Annotated in this window: 25 protein-coding genes and 1 pseudogene; 20 read left to right on the top strand and 6 right to left on the bottom strand. The window is 72.0% G+C overall.

The genetic code is table 11. The features are described from left to right. The 20 genes and pseudogenes from rho to D476_RS0116370 form a co-directional block, all read left to right on the top strand. Positions 1 to 1180, top strand: a 1180-nt coding sequence (rho, locus tag D476_RS0116465) for a transcription termination factor Rho (protein WP_017625033.1), incomplete at its 5' end; no start/stop codon positions are given. Positions 1181 to 1331: 151 nt separating this feature from the next. Next, a pseudogene (locus D476_RS33540) lies at positions 1332 to 3112 on the top strand (L-lactate permease). Between the two features lie 63 nt (positions 3113 to 3175). Further along, complete coding sequence (locus tag D476_RS0116455; protein ID WP_017625032.1) at positions 3176 to 4447, top strand: serine hydrolase domain-containing protein; 1272 nt, start codon at positions 3176 to 3178, stop codon at positions 4445 to 4447. A 191-nt stretch (positions 4448 to 4638) separates the two neighbouring features. Further along, positions 4639 to 4848, top strand: a complete 210-nt coding sequence (rpmE, locus tag D476_RS0116450; RefSeq protein ID WP_017625031.1) for a 50S ribosomal protein L31 — start codon at positions 4639 to 4641, stop codon at positions 4846 to 4848. A 91-nt stretch (positions 4849 to 4939) separates the two neighbouring features. Next, positions 4940 to 6007 (top strand): peptide chain release factor 1, encoded by a 1068-nt coding sequence (gene prfA / locus D476_RS0116445; protein WP_017625030.1) that lies wholly within the window; start codon positions 4940 to 4942, stop codon positions 6005 to 6007. Beyond that, a complete protein-coding gene (prmC, locus tag D476_RS0116440; RefSeq protein ID WP_017625029.1) occupies positions 6004 to 6861 on the top strand; it encodes a peptide chain release factor N(5)-glutamine methyltransferase in 858 nt (285 codons plus the stop codon). Before prfA ends, prmC begins: the two co-directional genes overlap by 4 nt. Positions 6862 to 6891: 30 nt before the next feature. After that, positions 6892 to 7662 (top strand): L-threonylcarbamoyladenylate synthase, encoded by a 771-nt coding sequence (locus D476_RS0116435; RefSeq protein WP_017625028.1) that lies wholly within the window; start codon positions 6892 to 6894, stop codon positions 7660 to 7662. A 77-nt stretch (positions 7663 to 7739) separates the two neighbouring features. Then, positions 7740 to 8894: a glycosyltransferase family 4 protein gene (locus D476_RS0116430; protein WP_017625027.1), complete on the top strand. Its 1155-nt coding sequence runs from the start codon at positions 7740 to 7742 to the stop codon at positions 8892 to 8894. A 231-nt stretch (positions 8895 to 9125) separates the two neighbouring features. Then, positions 9126 to 9581, top strand: a complete 456-nt coding sequence (locus D476_RS0116425; RefSeq protein WP_017625026.1) for a hypothetical protein — start codon at positions 9126 to 9128, stop codon at positions 9579 to 9581. 63 nt (positions 9582 to 9644) lie between these two features. Then, the gene (locus D476_RS0116420; protein WP_017625025.1) at positions 9645 to 9863 is read left to right on the top strand and encodes a hypothetical protein; all 219 of its coding nucleotides are present in this window, start codon (positions 9645 to 9647) and stop codon (positions 9861 to 9863) included. 108 nt (positions 9864 to 9971) lie between these two features. Next, entirely contained in the window at positions 9972 to 10811 is an 840-nt protein-coding gene (gene atpB / locus D476_RS0116415) for a F0F1 ATP synthase subunit A (protein ID WP_017625024.1), read from the top strand. A gap of 105 nt (positions 10812 to 10916) precedes the next feature. Next, the gene (atpE, locus tag D476_RS0116410; RefSeq protein ID WP_017558358.1) at positions 10917 to 11135 is read left to right on the top strand and encodes an ATP synthase F0 subunit C; all 219 of its coding nucleotides are present in this window, start codon (positions 10917 to 10919) and stop codon (positions 11133 to 11135) included. A gap of 41 nt (positions 11136 to 11176) precedes the next feature. Beyond that, entirely contained in the window at positions 11177 to 11713 is a 537-nt protein-coding gene (atpF, locus tag D476_RS0116405; RefSeq protein WP_017625023.1) for a F0F1 ATP synthase subunit B, read from the top strand. Then, complete coding sequence (locus D476_RS0116400; RefSeq protein WP_017625022.1) at positions 11713 to 12519, top strand: F0F1 ATP synthase subunit delta; 807 nt, start codon at positions 11713 to 11715, stop codon at positions 12517 to 12519. Before atpF ends, D476_RS0116400 begins: the two co-directional genes overlap by 1 nt. 76 nt (positions 12520 to 12595) lie before the next feature. After that, the gene (gene atpA, locus D476_RS0116395) at positions 12596 to 14236 is read left to right on the top strand and encodes a F0F1 ATP synthase subunit alpha (RefSeq protein ID WP_017625021.1); all 1641 of its coding nucleotides are present in this window, start codon (positions 12596 to 12598) and stop codon (positions 14234 to 14236) included. A gap of 4 nt (positions 14237 to 14240) precedes the next feature. Beyond that, the gene (locus D476_RS0116390; protein WP_017538339.1) at positions 14241 to 15152 is read left to right on the top strand and encodes a F0F1 ATP synthase subunit gamma; all 912 of its coding nucleotides are present in this window, start codon (positions 14241 to 14243) and stop codon (positions 15150 to 15152) included. A 9-nt stretch (positions 15153 to 15161) separates the two neighbouring features. Then, positions 15162 to 16607: a F0F1 ATP synthase subunit beta gene (gene atpD / locus D476_RS0116385; RefSeq protein ID WP_017625020.1), complete on the top strand. Its 1446-nt coding sequence runs from the start codon at positions 15162 to 15164 to the stop codon at positions 16605 to 16607. A gap of 94 nt (positions 16608 to 16701) precedes the next feature. Beyond that, positions 16702 to 17112: a F0F1 ATP synthase subunit epsilon gene (locus D476_RS0116380; RefSeq protein ID WP_017625019.1), complete on the top strand. Its 411-nt coding sequence runs from the start codon at positions 16702 to 16704 to the stop codon at positions 17110 to 17112. A gap of 23 nt (positions 17113 to 17135) precedes the next feature. Beyond that, positions 17136 to 17603, top strand: coding sequence for a DUF2550 domain-containing protein (locus tag D476_RS0116375; protein WP_017625018.1), 468 nt, complete (start codon positions 17136 to 17138; stop codon positions 17601 to 17603). Positions 17604 to 17623: 20 nt separating this feature from the next. Next, positions 17624 to 17923: an MTH1187 family thiamine-binding protein gene (locus D476_RS0116370; RefSeq protein ID WP_083939543.1), complete on the top strand. Its 300-nt coding sequence runs from the start codon at positions 17624 to 17626 to the stop codon at positions 17921 to 17923. Positions 17924 to 17932: 9 nt separating this feature from the next. Here D476_RS0116370 and D476_RS0116365 read toward each other — a convergent pair whose 3' ends face one another. From D476_RS0116365 to D476_RS0116340, 6 genes are all read right to left on the bottom strand, one after another. After that, on the bottom strand, positions 17933 to 18538 hold the full coding sequence (locus D476_RS0116365) for a cob(I)yrinic acid a,c-diamide adenosyltransferase (protein ID WP_017625016.1): 606 nt from the start codon (positions 18536 to 18538) through the stop codon (positions 17933 to 17935). Positions 18539 to 19086: 548 nt separating this feature from the next. Then, positions 19087 to 20622 carry a M28 family peptidase gene (locus D476_RS0116360; RefSeq protein WP_017625015.1) on the bottom strand — a complete coding sequence of 512 codons (1536 nt, stop codon included), beginning with the start codon at positions 20620 to 20622 and terminating at the stop codon, positions 19087 to 19089. A gap of 179 nt (positions 20623 to 20801) precedes the next feature. Then, on the bottom strand, positions 20802 to 21428 hold the full coding sequence (locus D476_RS0116355; RefSeq protein ID WP_017625014.1) for a response regulator transcription factor: 627 nt from the start codon (positions 21426 to 21428) through the stop codon (positions 20802 to 20804). Next, positions 21425 to 22696 carry a sensor histidine kinase gene (locus tag D476_RS0116350; RefSeq protein WP_239648731.1) on the bottom strand — a complete coding sequence of 424 codons (1272 nt, stop codon included), beginning with the start codon at positions 22694 to 22696 and terminating at the stop codon, positions 21425 to 21427. Before D476_RS0116350 ends, D476_RS0116355 begins: the two co-directional genes overlap by 4 nt. After that, positions 22654 to 23448 carry an ABC transporter permease gene (locus D476_RS33535; protein WP_017625012.1) on the bottom strand — a complete coding sequence of 265 codons (795 nt, stop codon included), beginning with the start codon at positions 23446 to 23448 and terminating at the stop codon, positions 22654 to 22656. The genes D476_RS0116350 and D476_RS33535 overlap by 43 nt, the downstream gene beginning before the upstream one ends. Continuing rightward, positions 23445 to 24299, bottom strand: coding sequence for an ABC transporter ATP-binding protein (locus tag D476_RS0116340; RefSeq protein ID WP_017625011.1), 855 nt, complete (start codon positions 24297 to 24299; stop codon positions 23445 to 23447). Before D476_RS0116340 ends, D476_RS33535 begins: the two co-directional genes overlap by 4 nt. Positions 24300 to 24350: the final 51 nt, after the last annotated feature.

The following is a 24350-nucleotide window of genomic DNA, read 5'->3' as shown; positions in this document are numbered from 1 at the left end:
CCGCCGCGGCCGCGACCGCCAGGACCCCGAGCCCGTGATCAGCGAGGACGACGTCCTGCTGCCGGTCGCCGGGATCCTCGACATCCTGGACAACTACGCGTTCGTGCGCACCACCGGCTACCTGCCCGGGCCCAACGACGTCTACGTCTCGCTGGCCCAGGTGCGCAAGTACGGCCTGCGCAAGGGCGACGCGATCACCGGCGCGGTGCGCCAGCCCCGCGAGGGCGAGCGCCGCGAGAAGTTCAACGCGCTGGTGCGCCTGGACACCATCAACGGGATGGCGCCCGACCAGGCCCGCAACCGCCCCGAGTTCTCCAAGCTCGTCCCGCTGTACCCGCAGGACCGGCTCCGCCTGGAGACCGAGCCGAACGTGCTGACCACGCGGATCATCGACCTGGTCGCGCCGATCGGCAAGGGGCAGCGCGGGCTGATCGTCTCCCCGCCCAAGGCGGGCAAGACGATGGTGCTGCAGTCCATCGCCAACGCGATCACCGAGAACAACCCCGAGTGCCACCTCATGGTCGTCCTTGTCGACGAGCGGCCCGAAGAGGTCACCGACATGCAGCGCACGGTCAAGGGGGAGGTCATCCACTCCACCTTCGACCGCCCGGCCGAGGACCACACCACCGTGGCCGAGCTGTCCATCGAGCGCGCCAAGCGCCTGGTGGAGATGGGCCTGGACGTGGTCGTGCTGCTGGACTCCATCACCCGCCTGGGCCGCGCCTACAACCTGGCCGCCCCGGCCAGCGGGCGCATCCTGTCCGGCGGTGTGGACTCCACCGCGCTGTACCCGCCCAAGCGGTTCTTCGGCGCCGCCCGCAACATCGAGAACGGCGGCTCGCTGACGATCCTGGCCACCGCGCTGGTGGACACCGGCTCGCGGATGGACGAGGTCATCTTCGAGGAGTTCAAGGGCACCGGCAACATGGAGCTCAAGCTCAACCGGTCCCTGGCCGACAAGCGCATCTTCCCGGCCGTGGACGTGGACGCCTCCTCCACCCGCAAGGAGGAGATCCTCATGTCCCAGGAGGAGCTGTCCATCATCTGGAAGCTCCGCCGGGTGCTGCACGCGCTGGACACCCAGCAGGCGGTCGAGCTGCTCCTGGACAAGATGAAGGACAGCAAGAGCAACGCCGAGTTCCTGATGCAGGTGCAGAAGACCAGCCCCGGGGGCGACTAGCCCGCGTGCCCGAGCGCTTCGGCGGCCCCCTCCCTCCGGGACGGGGCCGCCTTTTCGCGTCCCGGGCGCCTTTACGGGGCCCACACACCGGGCTTAGCATCCTTCCAGCTCGTGTATACGGTGTACTCCGCCCCCCTCGGGAGTTGCCTGGATGGACGACCTCGCCCTGCTCAGCCTCTTCGCCCTGGCCCCCGTCCTGACCGTCGGCATCCTGCTGGTGGGGCTGCGCTGGCCCGCCAAGTACGCCATGCCCGCCGGGTACGCGGTGGTCGTGGCCGTCGCCGCCCTCGTCTGGGACGTGGACGCGACGGTCATCGCCGCCTCCACCGTCCAGGGCCTGATCCTGGCCGCCGGACTCCTCTACATCGTCTTCGGCGCCCTGCTCCTGCTGGCCACGCTCACCCAGAGCGGGGCCATCGCCACCATCCGCGCCACCTTTACCGGCATCAGCCCCGACCGCCGGGTGCAGGCGGTCATCATCGGCTGGCTGTTCGGCAGCTTCATCGAGGGCGCCTCCGGCTTCGGCACCCCCGCCGCCGTCGTCGCCCCGCTGCTGCTCGCCCTGGGCTTCCCCGCCATGGCCGCCGTCATGGTCGGACTGATCATCCAGTCCACGCCGGTGAGCTTCGGCGCCGTGGGCACCCCCATCCTGGTGGGCGTCAGCGGCGGCCTGGAGGGCGCGCCGAACGTCGAGGCGCACACCGCCGAGACCGGCACCACCTTCACCGCCCTCATCGACGGCATCGGACTGCAGACGGCGCTGCTGCACGCCCTCACCGGCACCCTCGTCCCGGTCTTCCTGTNGCCGCCGCCCCCCGCCGCTTCACCGACGGCCTGGCCGTGTGGCCCTTCGCCCTGTTCGCCGCCCTGGCCATGGTGGTGCCCTCGGTCCTGTACAACGCCTTCCTGGGGGTGGAGTTCACCTCCCTGCTCGGCGGCCTGACCGGGCTGCTGATCGTCGTCGCCGCGGCCCGCGCCGGGTTCCTGATGCCCAAGGAGCCCTGGGACTTCCCGCCCCGCTCGGAGTGGGAGAAGCGCTGGACCGGCCGCCTGGTGCCCGACACCGCGCCCGCCGACGGCCCCCGCATCGGCCTTCTCCGCGCCTGGGCGCCCTACCTCCTGGTGGCCGCCGTCCTCATCGCCACCCGGATGATCGCCCCGGCCAAGGAGTGGCTGGAGGGCGTGGAGCTGGGCGCCGACGACATCCTCGGCACCGGCATCGGCCAGGCGGTGCCGGTGCTCTACTCCCCGGGCGCCGCGTTCATCGCCGTCTGCCTGGCCACCTACGCCCTGCACCGGATGGGCGGGGGACGCATCGCCGCCTCCTGGCGCACCGCCGGGGGCCAGCTCGCCGGGGCCGCGGTGGCGCTGCTGTTCGCCGTGCCGCTGGTGCGCGTCTTCATCAACAGCGGCGAGGAGTTCTCCGGCGCCGGGCTCGCGAGCATGCCGCTCACCCTCGCCGAGGGCGCGGCCGCGGTCGGCGGCGGCGCCTGGCCGCTTCTGGCCCCGTGGATCGGCGCGCTCGGCGCGTTCGTCGCCGGCAGCAACACCGTCTCCAACCTCATGTTCTCCCTGTTCCAGTTCTCCACCGCCGAGCAGATCGGCGCCGCGCCCGCCACCGTGGTGGCCGCGCAGGCGGTCGGCGGCGCCGCCGGGAACATGGTCACGGTGCACAACGTCGTCGCCGCGTCCGCGGTGGTCGGCCTGGCCGGGCGGGAGGGGGATCTCATCCGGCAGACCGTGATCCCTCTCACGTACTACCTGCTGGCGTCGGGCTCGCTGGCCTACCTCTTCGCCTACGGGGCGGGAGGCGGCGCCGGGGCCGTCCAACTGGCGGCGCTGCTGCTCGCGCTGGCCGCGGCGGTGGTGCTGCTGCGCCGCCGGGACAGGGCCGAGGCGGCGGCGCGCGCGACCGCGGGGGACGGAGGATAACCGCCTGTCCCTACCCGCACAGCGGTTCGCCAAAACACCGGTTCCGTGCTTCCATGCCACGCGATGGACAAGAAGAGATGGGCCGCGGCCGCGGGCGTGTGCGCGGTCGCACTGGCCGCCGGGGGCGTGTTCGTCGCCGCCCCCTGGAGCTCCGACGCCCCGGCTCCGGCGCCGTCCGCCTCGTCCCCGCCCCCCGACCCGCCGCGCATCGGCGAAGAGCGCCGCCTGGCCCTGCAGCGCGCGCTGAACGCGACGGTGGCCGGGGGCTCGGCCAGCGGCGCCGTGGCCGAGTACGTCGAGCACAACGAGGGCGGCAGCGACTCCTGGACCGGTGCGGCGGGCGTGGCCGACCTGTCCTCCCGCGACCCCGTCGACCCGCAGGCGCACTTCCGCGTGGCCAGCATCTCCAAGCCGTTCGTCGCCGCCACCGTGCTGCAGCTCGCCGAGGAGGGCGAGCTCCGCCTCGACGACACCCTGGAGGACCTGCTGCCCGGCCTGGTCGACGGCGGCGAGGCGATCACCCTGCGCATGGTGCTCAGCCACACCAGCGGGCTGTACAGCTACAACAAGGCCATGCCCAGCGTGCGCAGCGACCCCGAACGGTCCTGGAGCCCCGAAGAGCTGGTGGAGATCGCCAACGAGCACGACCCGGTGTTCGCCCCCGGCACCGACGTGGAGTACTCCAACACCAACTACGTGCTGGCCGCCCTGGTCATCGAGGCCGTCACCGGCAATCCCTACGCGCAGGAGGTCCAGGCGCGCATCCTCGACCCCCTGGAGCTGGCCGACACCTCCATCCCCTCCGGCCCCGGCGTGCCCGAGCCGTCCATGCACGGCTACGCCTGGGTCTCCGACGGCGCGGGCGGGCGCACCGCCGAGGACGTCACGGCCTTCGACACCTCCCGCTGGTACGGCACGGCGCAGGTCGTGTCCACCGTGAGCGACATCAACACCTACTGGCGCGCCCTGCTCGACGGGGAGGTGCTCGGCGAGGACATGCTCCGGGAGATGCTCACCGTCCAGGCCTACAACTCCGGCGACTACGGGTACGCCCTGGGCCCGCGCTCCTACACCCTGTCCTGCGGCACCCGGGTGTGGATGCACCCCGGCAACATTCCCGGCCACCGCACCTGGACCGTCCACTCCGAGGACCGCGACCTGACCGTCTTCCAGGCCCGCTACCGCGAGGACCCCGACCCGCCCGCCTGGGCCATGATCGAGCTGGCCATGTGCCCCGAGGGCGCCCCCGCCGAGCCGTCCCCCTCGCCCACCCCCGACGACTACCCCAGCGAGGATGTCACCGGCACCGGGCGCGGGAAGGACGGCGGGAAGTAGTCCCGGTCGGTTCTTGTTGCACTCTCTGGCAGACTGGTAGGGGAAGGAACCCCTCTGCCCAGGGCAGGGGCACGCCAGGTCCGTACGAGACCGAGGCGGTACCGGTTCCCGCGCGCCGCCGACCTATGCACCCGTGTTCAGCGTTCCTTCCGCGGCGCGCGTCCGGCGACCGCACACAGCGAGGAGACCCAGTGAAGGCCGACATCCACCCCGAGTACGTCGTCACCGAGGTGACGTGCACCTGCGGGAACAGCTTCACCACCCGCAGCACCAAGACCGAGGGCGCCATCCGCGCCGACATCTGCTCCGCCTGCCACCCGTTCTACACGGGCAAGCAGAAGATCATGGACACCGGCGGCCGGGTCGCCCGCTTCGAGAAGCGCTTCGGCAAGCGCCAGTAGCGCCAGCCGCAGCGGCGCCGGGACGTGCGACGGCGCGTCCCGGCGCCGCGCCTTGAGACCCGACCGCGCTATCGATGGGGACTGACGACACGTGAAGCTGGACGACCTCCTCGGCGAGTACTACGAACTGGAGCAGCAGCTCGCCGACCCCGACGTGCACGCCGACCCGGGCCGCGCGCGCTCTCTGGGCAAGCGGTACTCCCAGCTCACCCCCGTCATCGCCGCCTACCGCGAGCTGCAGCAGGTGGAGAGCGACCTGGAGGCGGCCCACGAGCTCGCCGTCGAGGACCGCTCCTTCGGCGAGGAGGCCGAGCGCCTGGAGGGCGAGCGCGAACGCCTCACCGAGCGGCTGCGCGTGCTGCTCGTCCCGCGCGACCCCGCCGACGACAAGAACGTCATCCTGGAGGTCAAGGCCGGTGAGGGCGGCGAGGAGTCCGCCCTGTTCGCCGGGGACCTGGTCCGGATGTACCTGCGCTACGCCGAGCACCGGGGCTGGAAGACCGAGGTGATCGACTCCACCGCCTCCGACCTGGGCGGCTACAAGGACATCACCATCGCCTTCAAGAACAAGGGCACCCCCGAGCCCGGCGAGGGCGTGTGGCCCCGCCTGAAGTTCGAGGGCGGCGTGCACCGCGTGCAGCGCGTCCCGGTCACCGAGTCCCAGGGGCGCATCCACACCTCGGCCGCCGGGGTGCTGGTGGTCCCCGAGGCCGAGGACATCGAGGTCGAGATCCACGAGAACGACCTGCGCGTCGACGTGTACCGGTCCTCGGGGCCGGGCGGGCAGAGCGTCAACACCACCGACTCGGCCGTGCGCATCACCCACCTGCCCAGCGGCATCGTCGTCTCCTGCCAGAACGAGAAGAGCCAGCTGCAGAACAAGGAGCAGGCGATGCGCATCCTGCGCGCCCGCCTGTACGCCGAGGCCCAGGCCAGCGCCGACGCCGAGGCGGCCGCCGAGCGCAAGAGCCAGGTCCGCACCGTGGACCGCTCCGAGCGGGTGCGCACCTACAATTTCCCGGAGAACCGCATCTCCGACCACCGGGTCGGCTACAAGGCCTACAATCTCGACCAGGTCCTCGACGGCGACCTGGACGGCGTCCTGCAGGCCCTCATCGACGCCGACACCACCGAGAGGCTGGAGCAGGCCCAGTCATGAACTTCCTGCTCGACGAAGTCGCGCGCGCCACGCTGAGGCTGGCCGAGGCGGGCGTCGACTCGCCCCGCACCGACGCCGAGGAGCTCGCGGCGTTCGTGCACGGCGTTCGTCGAGGAGAGCTCCACCAGGTGGCCGACTCCGACTTCGACGCCCTGTACTGGGAGTGCGTCGCCCGCCGCGCCGCCCGCGAGCCGCTGCAGCACATCACCGGCCGCGCCTACTTCCGCTACCTGGAGCTGCGGGTCGGCCCCGGGGTGTTCACCCCCCGCCCGGAGACCGAGATGATGGTCGACTGGGCGATCGAGGCGCTGCGCGCCATGGACGTCGCCGACCCCGTCGTGGCCGACCTGGGCACCGGCTCGGGCGCCATCGCGATCTCCATCGCCCAGGAGGTGCCGCGCTCGCGCGTGCACGCGGTCGAACTCGACCCCGGGGCGCTGGCCTGGGCCGAGCGCAACATCGACGCCTCCGGCCACCGCGAGCGGGTCACCGCCCACCACGGCGACCTGCGCACCGCCCTGCCCGAGCTGGACGGCCGGGTGGACATGGTGGTGAGCAATCCCCCGTACGTGCCCACCGGCCAGGCCGCCGCCGTCCCCCCGGAGGTGCGCGACCACGACCCCGCCCCCGCCCTGTGGGCCGGCGCCGACGGGCTGGACATGATCCGCGACCTGGAGGCCGTCGGCCGCCGGCTGCTGCGCCCCGGCGGCGCCATGGCCATCGAGCACGGCGACGGACAGGGCATCGACATCCCCCCGCTCTTCCCCGAGGAGCGGGGCTGGCGCGACGTGCGCAACCGCAAGGACCTGGCCCGCCGGGACCGGTTCGTCGCCATGCGCCGCGCCGACGACTGAGCACCTGAGGACGCTGGGAGAAGGGGACCGATGAGCCGCCGCTACGACTGCGCACTGGAGTCCGAGCGCAAGGACGGGGTCGCCGACGCCGCCTCGACCGTGCGCCGGGGCGAGCGGGTGGTGCTGCCCACCGACACCGTGTACGGGATCGGCGCCGACGCCTTCAGCCCCGCCGCCGTGGCGGGGCTGCTGGAGGCCAAGGGGCGCGGGCGGGACATGCCGCCGCCGGTGCTGGTGGGGTCGGTGCGCGCCGCGCACGCCCTCGTCGACGACCTGGGCGGGCACGGCCAGGACCTGATCGAGGAGTTCTGGCCCGGACCGCTGACCATCGTGTGCACGGCCACCCCCAGCCTGTCCTGGGACCTGGGCGACACCAAGGGCACGGTCGCGGTGCGCATGCCGATGCACCCGGTCGCCCTGGAGCTGCTCAAGGAGACCGGCCCGATGGCGGTCAGCAGCGCCAACGTCTCCGGCGAGCCCGCGGCGGCCACCGCCGCCGAGGCCGAGGCCCAGCTCGGCGAGAGCGTGGCGGTCTACCTGGACGGTGGGCCCTGCGCCGAGGCGGTGCCCTCCACCATCGTGGACCTGACCTACGCGGTGCCGCGGGTGCTGCGCCTGGGCGCCATCCCGATCGAGAAGCTGCGCGCGGTGTGCGGCACGGTGATCGGTGAGGCCAAGCCGCGCCGCAAGCCCGAGCCCGAAGCCGAGACCGACTCCGAATCGGAGCCCGGTGCCCGGCCCGGTGCCGGGACCGACGCGGACGACGGCGGGACGGGGCCGGGCGAGGCGTCCGCACCGTGACGCCGGGGGTGCTAGGTTCGTGGGCACCCGCAAGCCGCTCCAGCCAGCCAGCTCCGTGAAAGGCCTCCGGTCACGCCGTGCGTGAGTACGCGCTCACTTTCGTCATCGCCCTGGCGGTCACCTATCTGCTGACCCCTTTCGTGCGGAGGGCGGCGATCGCGGTCGGGGCCGTGCCCCCGGTGCGCGACCGCGACGTGCACACCGAGCCGATCCCGCGGATGGGCGGCATCGCGATCTACGGCGGGTTCGCCGCGGCGCTGCTGATCTCGGCGCAGCTGCCGCACCTGCAGGAGGTCTTCCGCACCGACACCGCCAAGATCTGGGCCGGGCTGCTGCTCAGCGGCGGCCTGATCACCGTGATCGGGATCATCGACGACCGGTGGGGAATGGGCCCGGTGCCCAAGCTGGCCGGGCAGACCGCCGCCGCGGGCATCCTCGTCTCCCAGGGGGTGCAGATGCTCTGGCTGCCGCTTCCCGGCATGCAGCTCTCCCTGGGCCCCTGGCTGGGCGCGGTGCTGTCGGTGCTGCTGGTCCTGGTCACCATCAACGCGGTCAACTTCGCCGACGGGCTGGACGGCCTGGCCGCCGGAATCGTCGCCATCTCGTCGCTGGCGTTCTTCGCCTACTACTACGTGGCCGCCGTGGACCGCGGCTTCGACCGCCAGTCCTACCCCGCGATGATCGCGATCATCCTGGTCGGGGTGTGCGTGGGCTTCCTGCTGCACAACTTCAACCCGGCCCGGGTGTTCATGGGCGACACCGGGTCGATGCTGCTGGGGCTGCTGCTGGCCTCCATCACCATCTCGGTGACCGGGCTCTTCCTGCCCGAGAACCAGGCCGCCCCCGAGGCCGGGGGGCTGGGCGGCATCCACTCGCTGGCCGCCTTCCTCCCGGTGCTGCTGCCGCTGCTGGTGCTGGCGCTGCCGCTGGCCGACCTGGTGCTGGCGGTGGTGCGGCGCACCATGGCGGGCAAGTCGCCGTTCGCCCCGGACAAGAAGCACCTGCACCACCGGCTGCTGGAGCTGGGCCACTCGCACAAGCGGGCCGTGCTGCTGATGTACCTGTGGGCGGCGATCATCGCCTTCGCCTCGGTGTCGCTGTCGGTGCTGGACTCGCCGTTCACGGTGCTGGCCGTGACCACATTGGTAGCGGCCTGCGCCGTGGGACTGATCACCCTGCCCCGGCTGCGCCGGCGGCGCGCCGCGCGGGCCGCACGCGCCGCCCGCCCCTGAGCGACGAGCGGTGGTCGGTTCTGTGAACTCCTGGGACACCGGGCCTGCGGGCCGAGTCCAGGGGGGCGGTGCGGAGCATCCGGGAGCAGCGCTTACTCTGGAGCCGTACCCCGGAACCGGACAACTCGGGCCTAGGTAAGCTCGCGGTAAAGGTCCCGGACGACGGGGGCCGAAAACCTTGTGATAGCTTTCACGAGCAAGCACCCCACTGAACATCCCGGAGCTCCGCACATGCAGGAACACGACGCCCGGATCCTCCGCGGCGCCGCGATTCCCACGGCCGCCGCCGNTCTGCCCGGAGGGGCCGCCGCCACGGCGGCGGCGGGCGTCCACGGACTCCTCGGCGCCCTGTACGGCACCCTGCTCGTCCTGGGCGCCTTCGCGGTGTCGGCCTGGGTGATCGCCTTCACGGGCGAGAGGAACCCGCAGCTCATGCTGCCGGTCGCGTTCCTGGTCTACACCACCAAGGTCGGTGTTCTGGCGGTCGTCCTGGTGCTCTTCGGCGGGTCCGCGGCCTTCGACCACACCGCCTTCGCCTTCACCGCGCTGGCCTGCGTCATCTGCTGGCTGGGCGGACAGGCGGTGGCGAGCAGGAGGGTCAAGCAGCCGACCGTGGTCCCCGACTCCGAGTCCGAGGACGAACCGTCGCAGGCCCAGCAGGCCGACCCGGCCGGGGAGGCCCGGTGAGCCCCCTGGGGCGGGGGGATGTGCGAACGGTTATCACCTCCTGCTATCTTCCGGAGCGACGAGATGAACGAGCGTACAGACGCGGGAGCGGGCGCCGAACCCCCTCGCGCCAGCGCCGGTGCGGTCCTCTCGTATCTGCTGGGGGGCCTGGCCTTCTGGGGGCTCATCGGCTGGGGGGTGGATTCGGCCCTCGGGTTCGACACGCTGTTCCTGCCCATCGGCCTGCTACTGGGACTGGTCGGGGGGATCTACCTGATCATCACCCAGTACGTCCGGTCCTGAACGTCCAGCCCGGTAGCCGGCGGCTCCCCGAGAGCGGCGCGGCAGGGCCCTATACATCGAGGATTGAGTTGCGTCACGACGAAAGGGTTCGCCGTGAGTGCTGACGTTATGTACAGCGCCGCCTCCGAGGAGGGCTGCCACCTCTTCGCCCCCGGTTGCAAGTTCGAAGCTCCCGGCACGGACCTCTTCTTCCCCACCCCCTGGCTGGACTTCGGTCTGCCCTACGCCTCCGGCATCACCAAGTACACGCTGGTGCTGGTGGTCGCGCTGCTGGTCTCCGCCGGGTTCTGGTACTTCACCACCCGCAACTCCAAGGTGGTGCCCAGCCGCGGGCAGAGCATGGCCGAGATGCTGGTCTCCTTCATCCGGGACCAGATCACCCGCACCACCATGGGCAAGGAGGGGGACAAGTTCATCCCCCTGCTGGTGACCCTCTTCCTGTTCATCTTCTCGATGAACGTGATGGGGATCATCCCGGGCCTGCAGCTGCCGGTGACCTCCAACCTGGCCTTCCCCGCCGTGCTGGCGATCTTCGTCTTCGTCCTGTGGAACGCCGTGGGCATCCGCAGGCACGGGGTGGGCGGCCACTTCAAGGCCCGGCTGGTCCCCGGTGGCGTCCCCGCGTGGATCCTGCCGGTCGTGGTGCCCATCGAGGCCCTCTCGAACTTCGTCATCCGCCCGGCCACGCACATGATCCGACTCTTCGCGACCATGTTCGCCGGCCACCTCCTGCTCGCGGTCTTCGCCGCCGGCGGCTGGTACATGTTCAACCTCTTCGGCGCCCCCAGCATCGGGCTCGGCCTGCTCTCCACGGGCTTCTCGGCCATCGCGCTGATCGGGTTCCTGGTGTTCACCGCCTTCGAGCTCTTCATCATGGCCGTCCAGGCCTATGTGTTCGTCCTGCTGTCCTCCATTTACCTCGGTGAGGCCATGGAGGGTGCGCACTAGGCCCCGCGGCCCCGTGCGCGCGCTTTACGACCCCAGTCCGGTAATCAACGTCAGTTCGACGGCACGAAATGCCCGTCGGCGTGTCTGAGTAAAGAGGAAATCAGAATGGAAATCACCGGTAGCCTCGCGACCATCGGTTACGGTCTCGCCGCCATCGGCCCCGGCATCGGCGTCGGCATCATCTTCGGCATGGGCGTGCAGGCCATCGCCCGCCAGCCCGAGGCCCGCGGCATCCTGCAGGGTCAGATGATCTTCGGTTTCGCGGTCGTCGAGGCGCTGGCCATCCTCGGTTTCGTTCTCGCGTTCATCCAGTCGGGCCAGTAGTAGCCAGCTGACGAAACGCGACTTCGAAGGAGATGCCAGCCATGATCGAATTGGCTGCGGAAGAGAACATCCTGCGCATCCACTGGGATGAGTTCGTCTTCGGCTCCATCGCCTTCCTCATCATCTTGGGCGTCGTCTACAAGATGTGGCCCAAGCTGACCTCGGCTCTGGACGAGCGTGCCAACCAGATCGAGGGTGGCATCGAGCGTGCGAAGAAGGCCGAGGCGGAGGCGGAGGAGATCCGCCAGCAGTACCGGGAGAAGCTCGACGAGGCGCACCGCCAGTACGCCGCGGAGCTGGAGAAGGCCAAGGAGCAGCGCGCCGCCATCATCGCGGAGGCGCGGGAGGAGGCCCAGGCCGAGTCCCGCCGCCTCATCGAGGCGGCGCACCAGCAGATCGAGGCCGACCGGCAGCACGCCATCGCCCAGCTGCGCACCGAGATCGGGACCCTGTCCACCGATCTGGCCTCGCGCATCGTGGGTGAGTCGCTGAACGACGGCGGGCTCCAGACCCGCGTCGTGGACCGGTTCCTGGAAGAGCTGGAGCAGGCCGACAGCGACCGGGCCGAGGTGCGCTGATGCGTGGGATCAGCCGCACCTCCCTGGAAGAGGTGACCCGGCGCCTGGACGCCATCCTCCCCTCCGCGAACGCCGCCACGCTGGGGCACGAGCTCTTCGAGGTCGTGTCCCTCTTCGAGGGCGAGCACTCGCTTCGGCGGATGCTGGCCGACCAGGCCGTCGACGCCGACGCCAAGTCGGGGCTCATCGGCGGGCTGCTGGAGTCCAAGGTGTCGCCGTCCACGGTCCTCGTGGTCGGCGACATCGTCCGGGCCAAGTGGTCCCGCCCGCGTGACCTGGTCGACGCCGCCGAGCGGATGGCGGTCTACGCGACCGCCGCCGGTGCCGAGGGCACCCGGCTCGACGAGCTGGAGGACGAGCTCTTCCGGTTCGAGCGCATCGTCGCGGCCCAGCCGGAGCTGCGGGCGGCCCTCACCCGCGAGGGCGTGGCCGCCGAGCACAAGCGGAGCCTGGTGGAGAACCTGCTCTCGGGCAAGGTCAGCGCCCCCTCGCTGTCCCTGATCACCGAGTCGGTCACCCGCCCGCGCGGCCGTACCCTGGAACAGGGCCTGGAGCACTTCGGGCAGGTCGTCGCCGAGCGGGCGCAGCGGTTCATCGCCGTGGTGCGCACGGCGTCGCCGCTGAGCCAGGACCAGCAGGACCGGCTGCAGGCGGTGCTCACCCGCACCTACGGCCGGGACATCCACCTGAACATCGAGGTCGTCCCCGAGCTCGTCGGAGGCCTGTCCATCCGGGTCGGAGACGAGGTCATCGACGGCAGCGTCGCCGGGCGGCTCGCGGAGGTCCGCCGCCGCCTGGCCGGCTGAAACGACGGATACACGCAACGCAAGACGCACGGCGCCGGGCAACGCGGCGCCATACGAGAGCAAGGACATACCTGAGATGGCGGAGCTGACGATCCGGCCGGAGGAAATCCGGAACGCGCTGCAGCGCTTCGTCCAGTCGTACGAGCCCGACGCCGCCGCGCGCGAGGAGGTCGGTACCGTCACCAGCGCAGGTGACGGGACCGCCCGCATCGGTGGCCTTCCCTCGGCGATGGCGAACGAGCTGCTCGAATTCGAGGACGGCACGCTGGGCCTTGCCCTGAACCTGGAGATCGGCGAGATCGGCGCCATCGTCCTGGGCGACTTCACCGGCATCGAGGAGGGCCAGACGGTGCGCCGCACCGGCCAGGTCCTGTCGGTCCCGGTGGGCGACGACTACCTGGGCCGCGTGGTCGACCCCATGGGCCGCGCGATCGACGGCCAGGGCGAGATCGCGAGCACCGAGCGCCGTGAGCTGGAACTGCAGGCCCCCTCCGTGATGCAGCGGCAGCCGGTCGGCGAGCCGATGCAGACCGGGATCAAGGCCATCGACTCGATGACCCCGGTCGGCCGCGGCCAGCGCCAGCTGGTCATCGGCGACCGGCAGACCGGCAAGACCGCGGTCTGCATCGACACGATCATCAACCAGAAGGCCAACTGGGAGTCCGGGGACCCGGACAAGCAGGTGCGCTGCATCTACGTCGCGGTGGGGCAGAAGGGCTCGACCATCGCCGGCGTGAAGGGCGCCCTGGAGGAGGCCGGGGCGATGGAGTACACCACCATCGTCGCCGCCCCCGCCTCCGACCCGGCCGGCTTCAAGTACATCGCCCCCTACACCGGCTCGGCCATCGGCCAGCACTGGATGTACGAGGGCAAGCACGTCCTGATCGTCTTCGACGACCTGACCAAGCAGGCCGAGGCCTACCGCGCCGTGTCCCTGCTGCTGCGCCGTCCGCCGGGCCGCGAGGCCTACCCGGGCGACGTGTTCTACCTGCACTCCCGCCTGCTGGAGCGGTGCGCCAAGCTCTCCGACGAGATGGGCGCGGGCTCGATGACCGGCCTGCCGATCATCGAGACCAAGGCCAACGACGTGTCGGCCTACATCCCGACCAACGTCATCTCGATCACCGACGGCCAGGTCTTCCTGGAGTCGGACCTGTTCAACCAGGGCCAGCGCCCCGCCATCAACGTCGGTGTGTCCGTCTCCCGTGTGGGCGGCTCCGCGCAGACCAAGGCGATGAAGAAGGTCAGCGGTTCGCTGCGGCTGGGCCTGGCCCAGTACCGCGAGCTGGAGGCCTTCGCCGCGTTCGGCTCGGACTTGGACGCCGTCTCCAAGCAGCAGCTGGAGCGCGGCCAGCGGCTCATGGAGCTGCTGCGCCAGGGCCAGTACGAGCCGCTGGCCATGGAGAAGGAGGTCGTCTCCATCTGGGCGGGCACCACCGGCCAGATCGACGACGTGCCGGTCGAGGACGTGCGCCGCTTCGAGGCGGACTTCCACGACTACCTGGCCCGCGAGCACGCCGGGGTCCTGGACGCCATCCGCGAGAGCGGCAAGTTCGAGGACGAGACCGAGGCCACGCTCAAGGAGGCGGTCACCGCCTTCAAGCAGACCTTCCAGACCTCCGCCGGCTCCATCCTGGGCTCGGAGGACGCCGAGGCGCTGGGCGAGGACGAGGTCGGCCAGGAGTCCGTCAAGGTCGCCAAGAGCTCCGGGAAGTAGCCGAATGGGAGCACAGCTTCGCATCTACCGCCGGAGGATCCGCGCCACCAAGTCGACGGCGAAGATCACCCAGGCGATGGAGCTGATCGCCACCACCCGCATCTCCAAGGCGCAGCGGGCCGTCGAGGCGGCCCGCCCCTACGCCAAGGAGATCACGCGGGCGGTCGCCGCGGTGGCCGGGCGCGTCAGCGACCACCCCCTGCTCACCGAGTCGGAGAACCCGACCCGGGCGGCGGTGCTGGTGGTCACCAGCGACAAGGGGCTGGCCGGTGCCTACACGGCCAACGCCATCAAGGAGGCCGAGGCCCTCACCGCCCTGCTCCAGGAGCAGGGCAAGGAGGTCGTCACCTATATGGTCGGCCGCAAGGGCGTGGGCTACTTCCGGTTCCGGGAGCGCCCCTTGGAGCGCGAGTGGGAGGGCATCACCGAGCGCCCCTCCTACCTGCAGGCCAAGGAGATCGGCGACGCCCTCATGGAGCGGTTCACCCAGGACACCTCCGAGGGCGGCGTTGACGAGATCCACATCGTCTCGACCGAGTTCGTCTCCATGCTGACCCAGAAGGCGTCCGCCCGCCGGGCGCTGCCCCTGGAACTGGAGGAGGCCGGGCCCGAGGAGATCGAGGAGCACTACGGGGGTCCGCTCCCGCTCTACGAGTTCGAGCCCTCCGCCGAGGAGGCCCTCGACCAGCTGCTTCCGCAGTACGTGACGAACCGGATCTACTTCGCCCTCCTTGAGTCGGCGGCCTCCCAGTGGGCCTCGCGCCGCAACGCCATGAAGGCGGCCACCGACAACGCCGAAGAGCTTGTCAAGACCCTGACCCGCCAGGCCAACCAGGCCCGCCAGGCGGAGATCACGAACGAGATCAGCGAGATCGTCGGCGGTGCCGACGCCCTCGCCGCATCCAGCGGGGAGTGAGTAAGGAAAGTGACTGCGACAGTTGAAGGGACCGCCGCCGAGGCGGGGCAGGCCACGGGGCGCATCGCCCGCGTCACCGGCCCGGTCGTCGACGTGGAGTTCCCCGTCGGCTCCCTGCCGGAGATCTACAACGCCCTGAAGACCGACGTCGTCGTCGGCGGCGAGGAGCGCACCGTCACCCTGGAGGTCGCCCAGCACCTGGGGGACAACCTGGTCCGCTGCGTCTCCCTGGCCCCGCAGGACGGCATGGTCCGCGGCGCCGAGGTGCGCGACACCGGCGAGCCGATCAGCGTGCCGGTGGGCGACGTCGTCAAGGGCCACGTGTTCAACACCCTGGGCGAGTCGCTGGACGTGCCGACCGCGGACCTGAAGGTCTCCGAGCGCTGGCCGATCCACCGCAAGGCCCCCGACTTCGACCAGCTCGAGTCGAAGACCGAGATGATGGTCACCGGCATCAAGGTCATCGACCTGCTGACGCCCTACGTGCGCGGCGGCAAGATCGGCCTGTTCGGCGGCGCGGGTGTGGGCAAGACGGTGCTCATCCAGGAGATGATCACCCGTATCGCCCGCAACTTCGGCGGTGTGTCGGTGTTCGCCGGCGTCGGCGAGCGCACCCGTGAGGGCACCGACCTGTTCCTGGAGATGGACGAGATGGAGGTCCTCCAGGACACCGCGCTCGTCTTCGGCCAGATGGACGAGCCCCCGGGCACCCGCCTGCGGGTCGCCCTGTCGGCGCTGACCATGGCGGAGTACTTCCGCGATGTGCAGAAGCAGGACGTGCTGCTGTTCATCGACAACATCTTCCGCTTCACCCAGGCCGGCCAGGAGGTCTCCACGCTGCTGGGCCGCATGCCCTCGGCCGTGGGCTACCAGCCCAACCTGGCCGACGAGATGGGCCAGCTGCAGGAGCGCATCACCTCCACCCGCGGCCACTCGATCACCTCGATGCAGGCGATCTACGTGCCCGCGGACGACTACACCGACCCGGCGCCGGCGACGACGTTCGCCCACCTGGACGCGACGACCGAGCTCTCCCGCCCGATCTCGCAGAAGGGCATCTACCCGGCGGTGGACCCGCTGGCCTCCACCTCGCGCATCCTCGACCCGCAGTACGTGGGCCAGGAGCACTACGACGTGGCCCAGCGCGTCAAGGAGATCCTGCAGCGCAACAACGACCTGCAGGACCAGATCGCCATCCTCGGTATCGACGAGCTGTCCGAGGAGGACAAGATCATCGTCAACCGGGCGCGGCGCCTGGAGCGCTTCCTGTCGCAGAACATGTTCGTGGCCGAGAAGTTCACCGGCAACCCGGGCGTGTTCGTGCCGCTGGAGGAGACCATCGCCTCCTTCAAGGCCCTGTGCGACGGCGAGTACGACCACCTGCCCGAGCAGGCCTTCCTCGACGTCGGCAACATCGAGATGGCCGTCGAGAAGGCCAAGGCGCTGCAGGGCTAGACACTGCAGAGCTGAGGCGCCCGCCGTCGGGCGGGCTCCCTTCAGGGGCGCCCGCCCGACGCGGAACCGCCCGCGGACGAAGGAGTTTGTGGCAGTGTCGAAGAAGCTTTTCGTCGAGATCGTCTCGCCCGAGCGCGAGCTGTGGGCGGGCGAGGGCGACATGGTCATCGCCAAGACGGTCGACGGCGAGTTCGGCGTGCAGCCCGGGCACACCCCGGTGCTGGCGCTGCTGGCCTCCGGGTCGGTGGTGCGGGTGCTCGGCGGCCGGGAGACCGGCGAGGTGCGGGCCGCGGTGCACGGCGGCTTCCTGTCGGTGACCGACGACGACCGGATCTCCATCCTCGCGGAGGTCGCCGAACTGGCCGAGGACATCGACGTCGAACGCGCCAAGCGGGCCCTGGGCGAGGCCGAGGCCGAGGGGGTCTCCCCCGAGGACACCGAGGCCCAGGACCGGGCCGCGCGGGCGCGCAGCCGCCTGGCCGCCGCCGGCGGGGACGCGGCCTAGGGCGCGGAGAGGCGGGGCGCGCAGTGGGGGAGCGGCTGACCGGGGTGAACATCGCCGAGTGGTCCTTCCTCGTCCTGCTCGCCGCCGCGCTGGCGGGCGTGGCCGCGCTGGCCGTGCGCCGCTACGCGCTGGAGCGGCGGGGCGGCGCCGTCGAGTGTTATCTGCGCCCCTACGGGGGCGGCCCCTGGCGTATCGGGCTGGGCCGGTACGGGAGCTCCGCGCTCCACTGGTACCGGGTCCTGTCCCTGTGGCCGCGGCCGGCAGCGACGCTGCCGCGCCGCGGCCTCGTCGTTGTGGGCAGGCGCGCCCCGGACACGGGGGACCTCGCCGAGCTGACCGGCGACATGACCGTGGTGCAGCTCGGCTGGACCGGCCCGGACGGCGCCGACCCCGACACGCCCGGCTACGAGCTGGCGATGGGCACCGGCGCGCTCACGGGTTTCCTGTCCTGGCTGGAATCCATGCCCCCCGGCCCCCATTGGGAAGGCTAGTGCCCGGTTAGTGTGAGGGCATGATCGTCGCATTCTCAGTGAGCCCGATGGGCGAGGGGGAGTCGGTGGCCCCCGCGGTCGCCCGCGCCGTGCGGGTGGTGCGCGAGAGCGGGCTGCCCAACCGCACCGATGCCATGTTCACCACCGTCGAAGGCGAGTGGGACGAGGTGATGGACGTCCTCCGCCGGGCCGTGGAGGCCGCCGGCCAGGGGGCGTCCCGGGTGAGCCTGACCCTGAAGGCCGACATCCGGGACGGCGTCACCGACGGCCTCACGTCCAAGGTGGAGGCGGTCGAGCAGGAGCTCGCCCGAGGGGAGTAGCAGGGCCGCTCAGCGCTCCCCGCCGGGCTTCCACAGCACCTCGCCGCCGTCGCGGCCCAGGTACCGGCAGAGCACGAACAGAAGGTCGGACAGGCGGTTGAGGTAGCGCGCGGTGAGCGGGTTGACGCCGCCCTCACCGGTCCCGTGCTCCTCGATCGCCGCCCACGCCGAGCGCTCGGCCCGGCGGGCCACCACGCGCGCCGTGTGCATCAGCGCCACGGCGGGGGTGCCGCCGGGCAGGATGAAGCTGCGCAGTGTCGGAAGCTCGGCGTTGTAGGCGTCGCATGCCTCTTCGAGGCGGTCGATGTACTCCTGTTCGACGCGCAGCGGAGGGAACTCCGGGTCCTCCGCCAGGGGGGCGGACAGGTCCGCCCCCAGGTCGAACATCTCGTTCTGCACGCGCCCCAGCAGGGCGCGCACGTCCTCGGGGACCTCCCCGAGCGCCAGCGCCGTCCCCACGGCCGCGTTGGCCTCCTCGACGTCGGCGTAGGCCGTGATACGGGTGTCGGTCTTGCGGGCGCGGCTCATGTCGCCCAGGCGCGTCTGGCCGCCGTCGCCGCCGCGGGTATAGATCTTCGAGAGTACGACCGGCTTTTCGGTGTCCTTCTTGGTCATGCGACCACCCTAGGGTGCGCTTCTCGGGTCGGGCCCTTGCGCGGCGCCCGGGCACGCCCCTCGCCGCGTTCTCACCGGTCGACAGCGCGCCCGGATCGGTCCCTCTGCTTCCCGGGAGACACAGCGGTGCGATGGGCATGACGCCGCCGGTGCCCTCGACGGACCCGACCTGAGAAGCGCGCCCAGGGCGCATCGCGTCCGGTAACCGTTCGGCAACGGGGGGTTATGGGCCCCGGGCGGCGCTGATACTGTGTGACACACGCAACGCACGGAGCGTAGTCGATCGGTGCCGAGGGGGACACCGTCGACCGGGTGAGGAACCGGGGGCCATCCGGTAGGGGCCGCGCGGGTACGGAGGGGACGTGCCCGGGAGGGGCGGCCGGAGCGGTTCGGGCGGGCGGCGCGGGTCGGGGGGCCCGCCGCCCGCCCGGATCCGCCGCAGAGCCGCAGATGGACCGCTGCCGCCCGCCGCTCCGTGCCGCGGACGCGGCGGAGCCCGCCGGGGCGGACCCGGCGGGCTCCTCAGCGCGTCCGCGCGGCTCAGCGCGTCAGCGCAGCCACAGGTCGCCCAGCCGGTCGGGCTGGCGCGCCGACAGCGAGCGCAGCTTGCCGTTGACCGGAAGGGTGGACTCGGAGAACGTCTCCACCGAGTGCGCCAGGCCGCCCGACAGGATGTCGACCGACTCCCAGCTGATGTTGTCCAGGTCGTCCTCGGGGGTGTGGTAGTTCGGGTCGAAGGTGATGCCCGGCGTACCGCCCCACTTGTCGGCCTGCTCCTCGGTCTTGATCGCGTCGCCGCCGCTGAACAGGCCGCCGACCGGCACCCCGGCGCTCATGAAGGGGTAGTGGTCCGAGCGCGAGCCCAGCACCGTCGGGTCGGTGTCCAGGTTCTGGCCGGCGAAGTAGTCCTCGAAGGTCTTCTGGATCGCGCCCGAGCCCGAGGGGGCCGGGTCGGACTCCGGCAGCTCGCCGCGGCCGTCGTAGACCAGCAGCCCGTAGTTGGGCGAGCCGAGCATGTCGAAGTTCAGGTAGAGCCCGATCCGGTCGAGCTTCTTGGGCGACAGGCCCTCCACGTACTTCGTGGAGCCGATCAGGCCCTGCTCCTCGGTGCCCCACCAGGCGAAGCGGACCTTGTTCTTGGGCTTGTCGTCCAGCTCCGGGAACTGGATCGCGGTCTCCAGCAGCGAGGCCGAGCCGCTGGCGTTGTCGTTCATGCCGGAGCCCTCGGGGACGCTGTCCAGGTGCGCCCCGGCGACCACCACGTTGTCCTTGGCCCCGCCCTTGGCGTCGGCGATGATGTTGTAGGAGGTCTCGGTGACCACGCTGGCGTCCACGAAGACCCGCAGCTCCAGGCCCTCGGCGGCGACCAGCTCCTCGCCCACGGCCAGGCTGGTGCTCAGCGCCGGGATCTCGCCCTCCTCGCCGAGCGTGCCGTAGAACAGATCGGTGGTGGCCGGGTCGCTGGGGTCGCTGCCGGAGTTGAACACCACCGCGGCCGAGGCGCCCGCGTCCGTGGCGTTCTGCGTCTTCTGCGCGAAACTGCACTGGCCGCGCCGGATGACGGCCACCGCGCCCTCGGGGAAGCCGTCGAAGTGCCCGGCCTCACACCCGCTGTTCGCGGCGTCGGGCGCCACCGGGACGCCCGGGGCGGTCACGTCCCCGCCCGCCGAGAACGTCATCGGGGCGTACTCGTCGTCCTCGGTGTAGGTGTAGGGGTCCGGCGCCGTGCGCGCGAACTCCGCATCCGAGTGCTGCCGCCAGAGCGAGTACTCGTAGGTGTTCTTCTTCGGCTTGTACCCGGCCTGCTTCAGCTGGTCGATGACGTAGCTCGCGGCCACGTCGTAGCCGGGCGTGCTGGTCGCCCGGTTGCCGCCGTTGTACTCGGCGATCGTCTGGAGGTTCTCCATGTGGTCGCGGATCGCGTCCGTGGTGACCAGCTCGTCCAGGGACGCCGGAGAGGCCGCGGCGGGGGAGGCCGGGGCCAGGCCGAGGGCCACGACGGCGGCCAGCCCGGCGCCTGCGGCGGCCGCGCGGCGCAGCGCCGAGGCGCGGCGGGGGGAAGGGGATGTACGGTTTCTGCGCACGAAACGTCCTCCTGTTGGGCCCGCCCACGGGGATGGTGGGCCGGGCGCGAACGGTGCGAGGTACCGTGCAGCCTGTCACCGGGAAGGTGCAGGGAGCAAGAAATCGGACGGCCTGTTGCCACATTCAGCCAGAGGGGTTACGGATGTGCCCCGGACTGTGCTGTGATGGTCGCTTTCGTCTAACCCTGGATCAGCCCCGCCCGCATCGCCCGGGTGACCGCCGCGGTCCGGTCGGACACCTCCAGCTTGGCGAAGATCCGCACCAGGTGGGTCTTGACCGTGGCGGCACTGATGAACAGCCGCGCCCCGATCTCGGCGTTGGTCAGCCCGTCGGCGGCCAGCCGCAGCACCTGGGCCTCCCGCTCGGACAGCGCCGGGGCCCCGGCCCGCGCCCGCATCCCCGACACCAGCCGGGTGGCCACCGACGGGGACAGTGCCGTCTCGCCGCGCGCGGCCGCCCGCACCGCCGCCGCGAGTTCGGTCCGGGGCGCGTCCTTGAGCAGGTAGCCGGTGGCCCCGGCCTCCACCGCGCGCAGGATGTCGGCGTCGGTGTCGTAGGTGGTCAGGATGAGCACCCGGCAGCCGGGGGCCTCGCGCAGCAGCCGCCCGGTCGCCTCGGCGCCGTCCCCGCCCGGCATGCGCAGGTCCATCAGCACCACGTCGGCGGTGACCGCGAGGGCCACCGCCACCGCCTCGCCGCCCGAGGCGGCCTCTCCGGCCACCTCGATGTCCTCCTCGGCCGCCAGCATCCCCCGGATGCCCTCGCGGACCACCGGGTGGTCGTCGGCCAGCACCACGCGGATCATGCGCCCTCCTCCGTGTCCCGTGCGCTCGGTGCCCGTCCCGGGTACGGGATCTCCAACCGGATCCCGGTGCCGCCGCCCGGGGCGGCCTCCAGGGTGAACCGGCCGCCCGCCGCCTCGGCCCGGCGGCCCATCCCCACCAGCCCGAAGCCGCACCGCACCGCGCCCGGGTCGAAGCCGCGCCCGTCGTCGTGCACGGTGACCCGGCAGGCCCCCGGAAGGTACTCCAGCAGCACCGCGATGCGCGAGGCCCCGGCGTGGCGGCGGGCGTTGGCCAGCGCCTCCTGCGCGCCGCGCAGAAGGTCCACCTGCACCTCGGCGGGCAGACGCTCCGGGGCGTCGCCGCGCACCGTGAACACCGTCTCGGCCCCGGCCTCCTCCCCGGTGCGCTCGGCGGTGCGGCGCAGCGCCTCCTCCAGTTCCAGGGCGGTGCCGCCCGCCGCGGCCCCGGCCACCAGGGCCCGCGCCTCGGCCAGGTTCTCCCGCCCGGTCTCCTTGATCAGTTCCAGGTGCCGCCGTGCCGCCTCCGGGTCGCGGTCCATCTCCGACTCCAGCGCCTGGGCCAGCGCCACCACGCTGGTGAACCCCTGGGCGAGGGTGTCGTGGATGTCGCGGGCGATGCGCTCGCGCTCGGCCAGCGCGCCCGCCCGCGCCGACAGCGCCGCCGCCTGCTCCCGGCTGCGCTCCAGCTCCTCGATGAGCATCGCGCGTTCGGCGCTCTGCCCGATGATCCGTCCGATCCATCCGCCGAACCACAGCGAGAACAGCAGGATCACGGTGAGGGCGGGCAGCTCGACCACCAGACCGTCGGCGGCCGACGGGTCCCGCGCGGCGCGCAGCAGCGCCGGACCGTAGAGCATGGCGCCCACGGTCACCGCCGCCGGGAGCCCCGGGGTGGTCATGAACGCCAGCGGCGCCAGCGCGAACAGGGCGGTGGCCGCCGAGGGGACGGCCGTGGCGGCGACCACGAACAGCACGGCGTACCCGGCCAGCGCCGGGACCGCACGCCACCCCTGGAACGGGCCGCGCCGCAGCACCCGCCGCCCGTACAGCAGGTAGAAGGCGGCCAGGGCCGCCAGCGCCCCGCAGGCGGTCCAGCGGGCGGCGGCGCCCTCCCCGGCGAGGGCGCCCACGAGCGCCATCAGTCCGAGCACCGCCACGACGAAGGCGTCCCAGTAGGGCGTGGCGACCCAGTCCTCCGGCGCGTCGGGCGGGCGCCCCGGCCGCCTCACCCCTGGGCCGTGCTCTTCCAGCGGAACGTCAGCAGACACAGCACCGATCCTCCTGCACACCATGCGGCCAGCACGAGCGCGACCGTCCCGAGTTCCCACGACCCGCCCGCCTCCGCGGCCGCCGCCGACTCCGGCAGGAACACCGACCGCAGCCCCTGGGCCATCCACCTCAGCGGGAACGCCGCGCCCATGTTCACCAGCCACGGCGGCAGCACCTGGACGGGGACGAACACCCCGGAGGCGAACTGCAGCAGCAGGAAGGGCAGGGCGACCACCGCCTGGGCCGCTCGGGCCGTGCGGGCCGCGGAGCTGACGGCGATGCCGAGCAGCGTGCAGGCGGCCGTCCCCAGCAGAAGGATCCAGGCCAGGTCGAGCCATCGGCGCGGATCGGTCGGCAGGTCCATCCCCATGGCCACCGCGCCGGTGCCGACGAGCAGCGCGGTCTGCAGCACCGCCAGCACCAGCACCATGCCCGCCTTCCCCGCGAAGTAGGAGGCGGCGGGCAGCGGGAGCCCCCGCAGCCGCCGCAGGGTCCCGTCGCCCCGCTCGGCGGCGATGGCCGTGCCCAGGTTCTGGAAGCTCACCGCCATCAGCCCCATCGCGGTGAGGGTGGGCACGTAGTAGGCGGCGGCCCCGGCCGTCCCGCCCTCGAACCCCTGGCCGAAGACGGTGGTGAACAGCAGGAGCAGCAGGAACGGCAGGGCGAAGGTGAAGACCACCTGCAGCCCCTCCCGGAAGTACTCCCGCAGCTCCAGGACCGCCCGCGAGGCGCCCAGCCGCAGCACGGTCATGCGGCCTCCCCGATCAGCGACAGGTAGACCTCTTCCAGCGTGGGACGGTGCACCGACAGCTCCGGTACCTCGCCCCCGAACCGCGCCGCCAGGTCCGCGACGGTCCGCGTCGGCTCGTCCGTGGCGACCCGCCGGGGCGCGCCGTCCTCGGCCCACGACACCGTCGCCCGCGCGGTGCGCCGCCCGCCCAGCGTGGCCGCGTCCCCGCGGGCCGCCACGCTCCCGGAGCGCAGCACCACCACCTCGTCGGCCAGCGCCTCGGCCTCCTCCAGGTAGTGGGTGGTGAGCAGCACCGCGGTGCCGCCGTCGGCCAGGGAGCGCACCATCGCCCAGAAGCGGCGGCGGGAGGCCGGGTCGAACCCGGTGGTCGGCTCGTCCAGGAAGAGCAGCTCGGGGCGGCCGATCAGGCCCACGGCCACGTCCAGGCGCCGCCGCTGGCCGCCGGAGAGCGCGCGGGCGCCCGATCGGGCCCGGTCGGCCAGGCCGACGAGCTCCAGCGCCTCGTCCGGGTGCAGGGGGTCGGGGAAGTACCCGGCGAAGTGCCGGAGCAGGTCCCGCACCGGCAGCGGCGAGGGCTCCACCGGCTCCTGCCAGACGATGCCGATGCGCGCCCGCCAGGCCCGCCCGGCGCGGGCCGGGTCGGCGCCCAGCACCCGCACGTGCCCTGAGTCGGGGGTGCGGAAGCCCTCCAGGATCTCCACGGTGGTGCTCTTCCCGGCGCCGTTGTGGCCGAGCAGGGCGGTGATCCGGCCCCGCCGCACCTCCAGGTCGACGCCGTCGACGGCGGGGACGCCCCCGTAGGCCTTGCGCAGCCCCCGCACGTCGATCACGGGTTCATCGGTCTCGGTCATGCCCCGATCCTCCGGCGCCGGAAGGGGCGGCGGTATCGGTACGGCGGACGG

Source organism: Nocardiopsis chromatogenes YIM 90109 (assembly GCF_000341185.1).
Classification (GTDB): Bacteria; Actinomycetota; Actinomycetes; order Streptosporangiales; family Streptosporangiaceae; genus Nocardiopsis_A; species Nocardiopsis_A chromatogenes.
Note: the sequence above shows the minus strand (reverse complement) of the source record. Positions and strands in the feature narration are given on the sequence as shown.

What these genes read in the sequence shown, in the direction of transcription:
- D476_RS0116420 (WP_017625025.1), top strand. Translation starts at nt 9,645, where the DNA reads ATGAACGAGCGTACAGACGCGGGAGCGGGCGCCGAACCCCCTCGCGCC.
- atpF (WP_017625023.1), top strand. Translation starts at nt 11,177, where the DNA reads ATGATCGAATTGGCTGCGGAAGAGAACATCCTGCGCATCCACTGGGAT.
- D476_RS0116400 (WP_017625022.1), top strand. Translation starts at nt 11,713, where the DNA reads ATGCGTGGGATCAGCCGCACCTCCCTGGAAGAGGTGACCCGGCGCCTG.
- prmC (WP_017625029.1), top strand. Translation starts at nt 6,004, where the DNA reads ATGAACTTCCTGCTCGACGAAGTCGCGCGCGCCACGCTGAGGCTGGCC.
- atpB (WP_017625024.1), top strand. Translation starts at nt 9,972, where the DNA reads ATGTACAGCGCCGCCTCCGAGGAGGGCTGCCACCTCTTCGCCCCCGGT.
- D476_RS0116355 (WP_017625014.1), bottom strand. Translation starts at nt 21,428, where the DNA reads ATGATCCGCGTGGTGCTGGCCGACGACCACCCGGTGGTCCGCGAGGGC.
- D476_RS0116370 (WP_083939543.1), top strand. Translation starts at nt 17,624, where the DNA reads ATGATCGTCGCATTCTCAGTGAGCCCGATGGGCGAGGGGGAGTCGGTG.
- D476_RS0116365 (WP_017625016.1), bottom strand. Translation starts at nt 18,538, where the DNA reads ATGACCAAGAAGGACACCGAAAAGCCGGTCGTACTCTCGAAGATCTAT.
- atpA (WP_017625021.1), top strand. Translation starts at nt 12,596, where the DNA reads ATGGCGGAGCTGACGATCCGGCCGGAGGAAATCCGGAACGCGCTGCAG.
- D476_RS0116435 (WP_017625028.1), top strand. Translation starts at nt 6,892, where the DNA reads ATGAGCCGCCGCTACGACTGCGCACTGGAGTCCGAGCGCAAGGACGGG.
- atpE (WP_017558358.1), top strand. Translation starts at nt 10,917, where the DNA reads ATGGAAATCACCGGTAGCCTCGCGACCATCGGTTACGGTCTCGCCGCC.
- D476_RS0116340 (WP_017625011.1), bottom strand. Translation starts at nt 24,299, where the DNA reads ATGACCGAGACCGATGAACCCGTGATCGACGTGCGGGGGCTGCGCAAG.
- D476_RS33535 (WP_017625012.1), bottom strand. Translation starts at nt 23,448, where the DNA reads ATGACCGTGCTGCGGCTGGGCGCCTCGCGGGCGGTCCTGGAGCTGCGG.
- D476_RS0116455 (WP_017625032.1), top strand. Translation starts at nt 3,176, where the DNA reads ATGGACAAGAAGAGATGGGCCGCGGCCGCGGGCGTGTGCGCGGTCGCA.
- D476_RS0116390 (WP_017538339.1), top strand. Translation starts at nt 14,241, where the DNA reads ATGGGAGCACAGCTTCGCATCTACCGCCGGAGGATCCGCGCCACCAAG.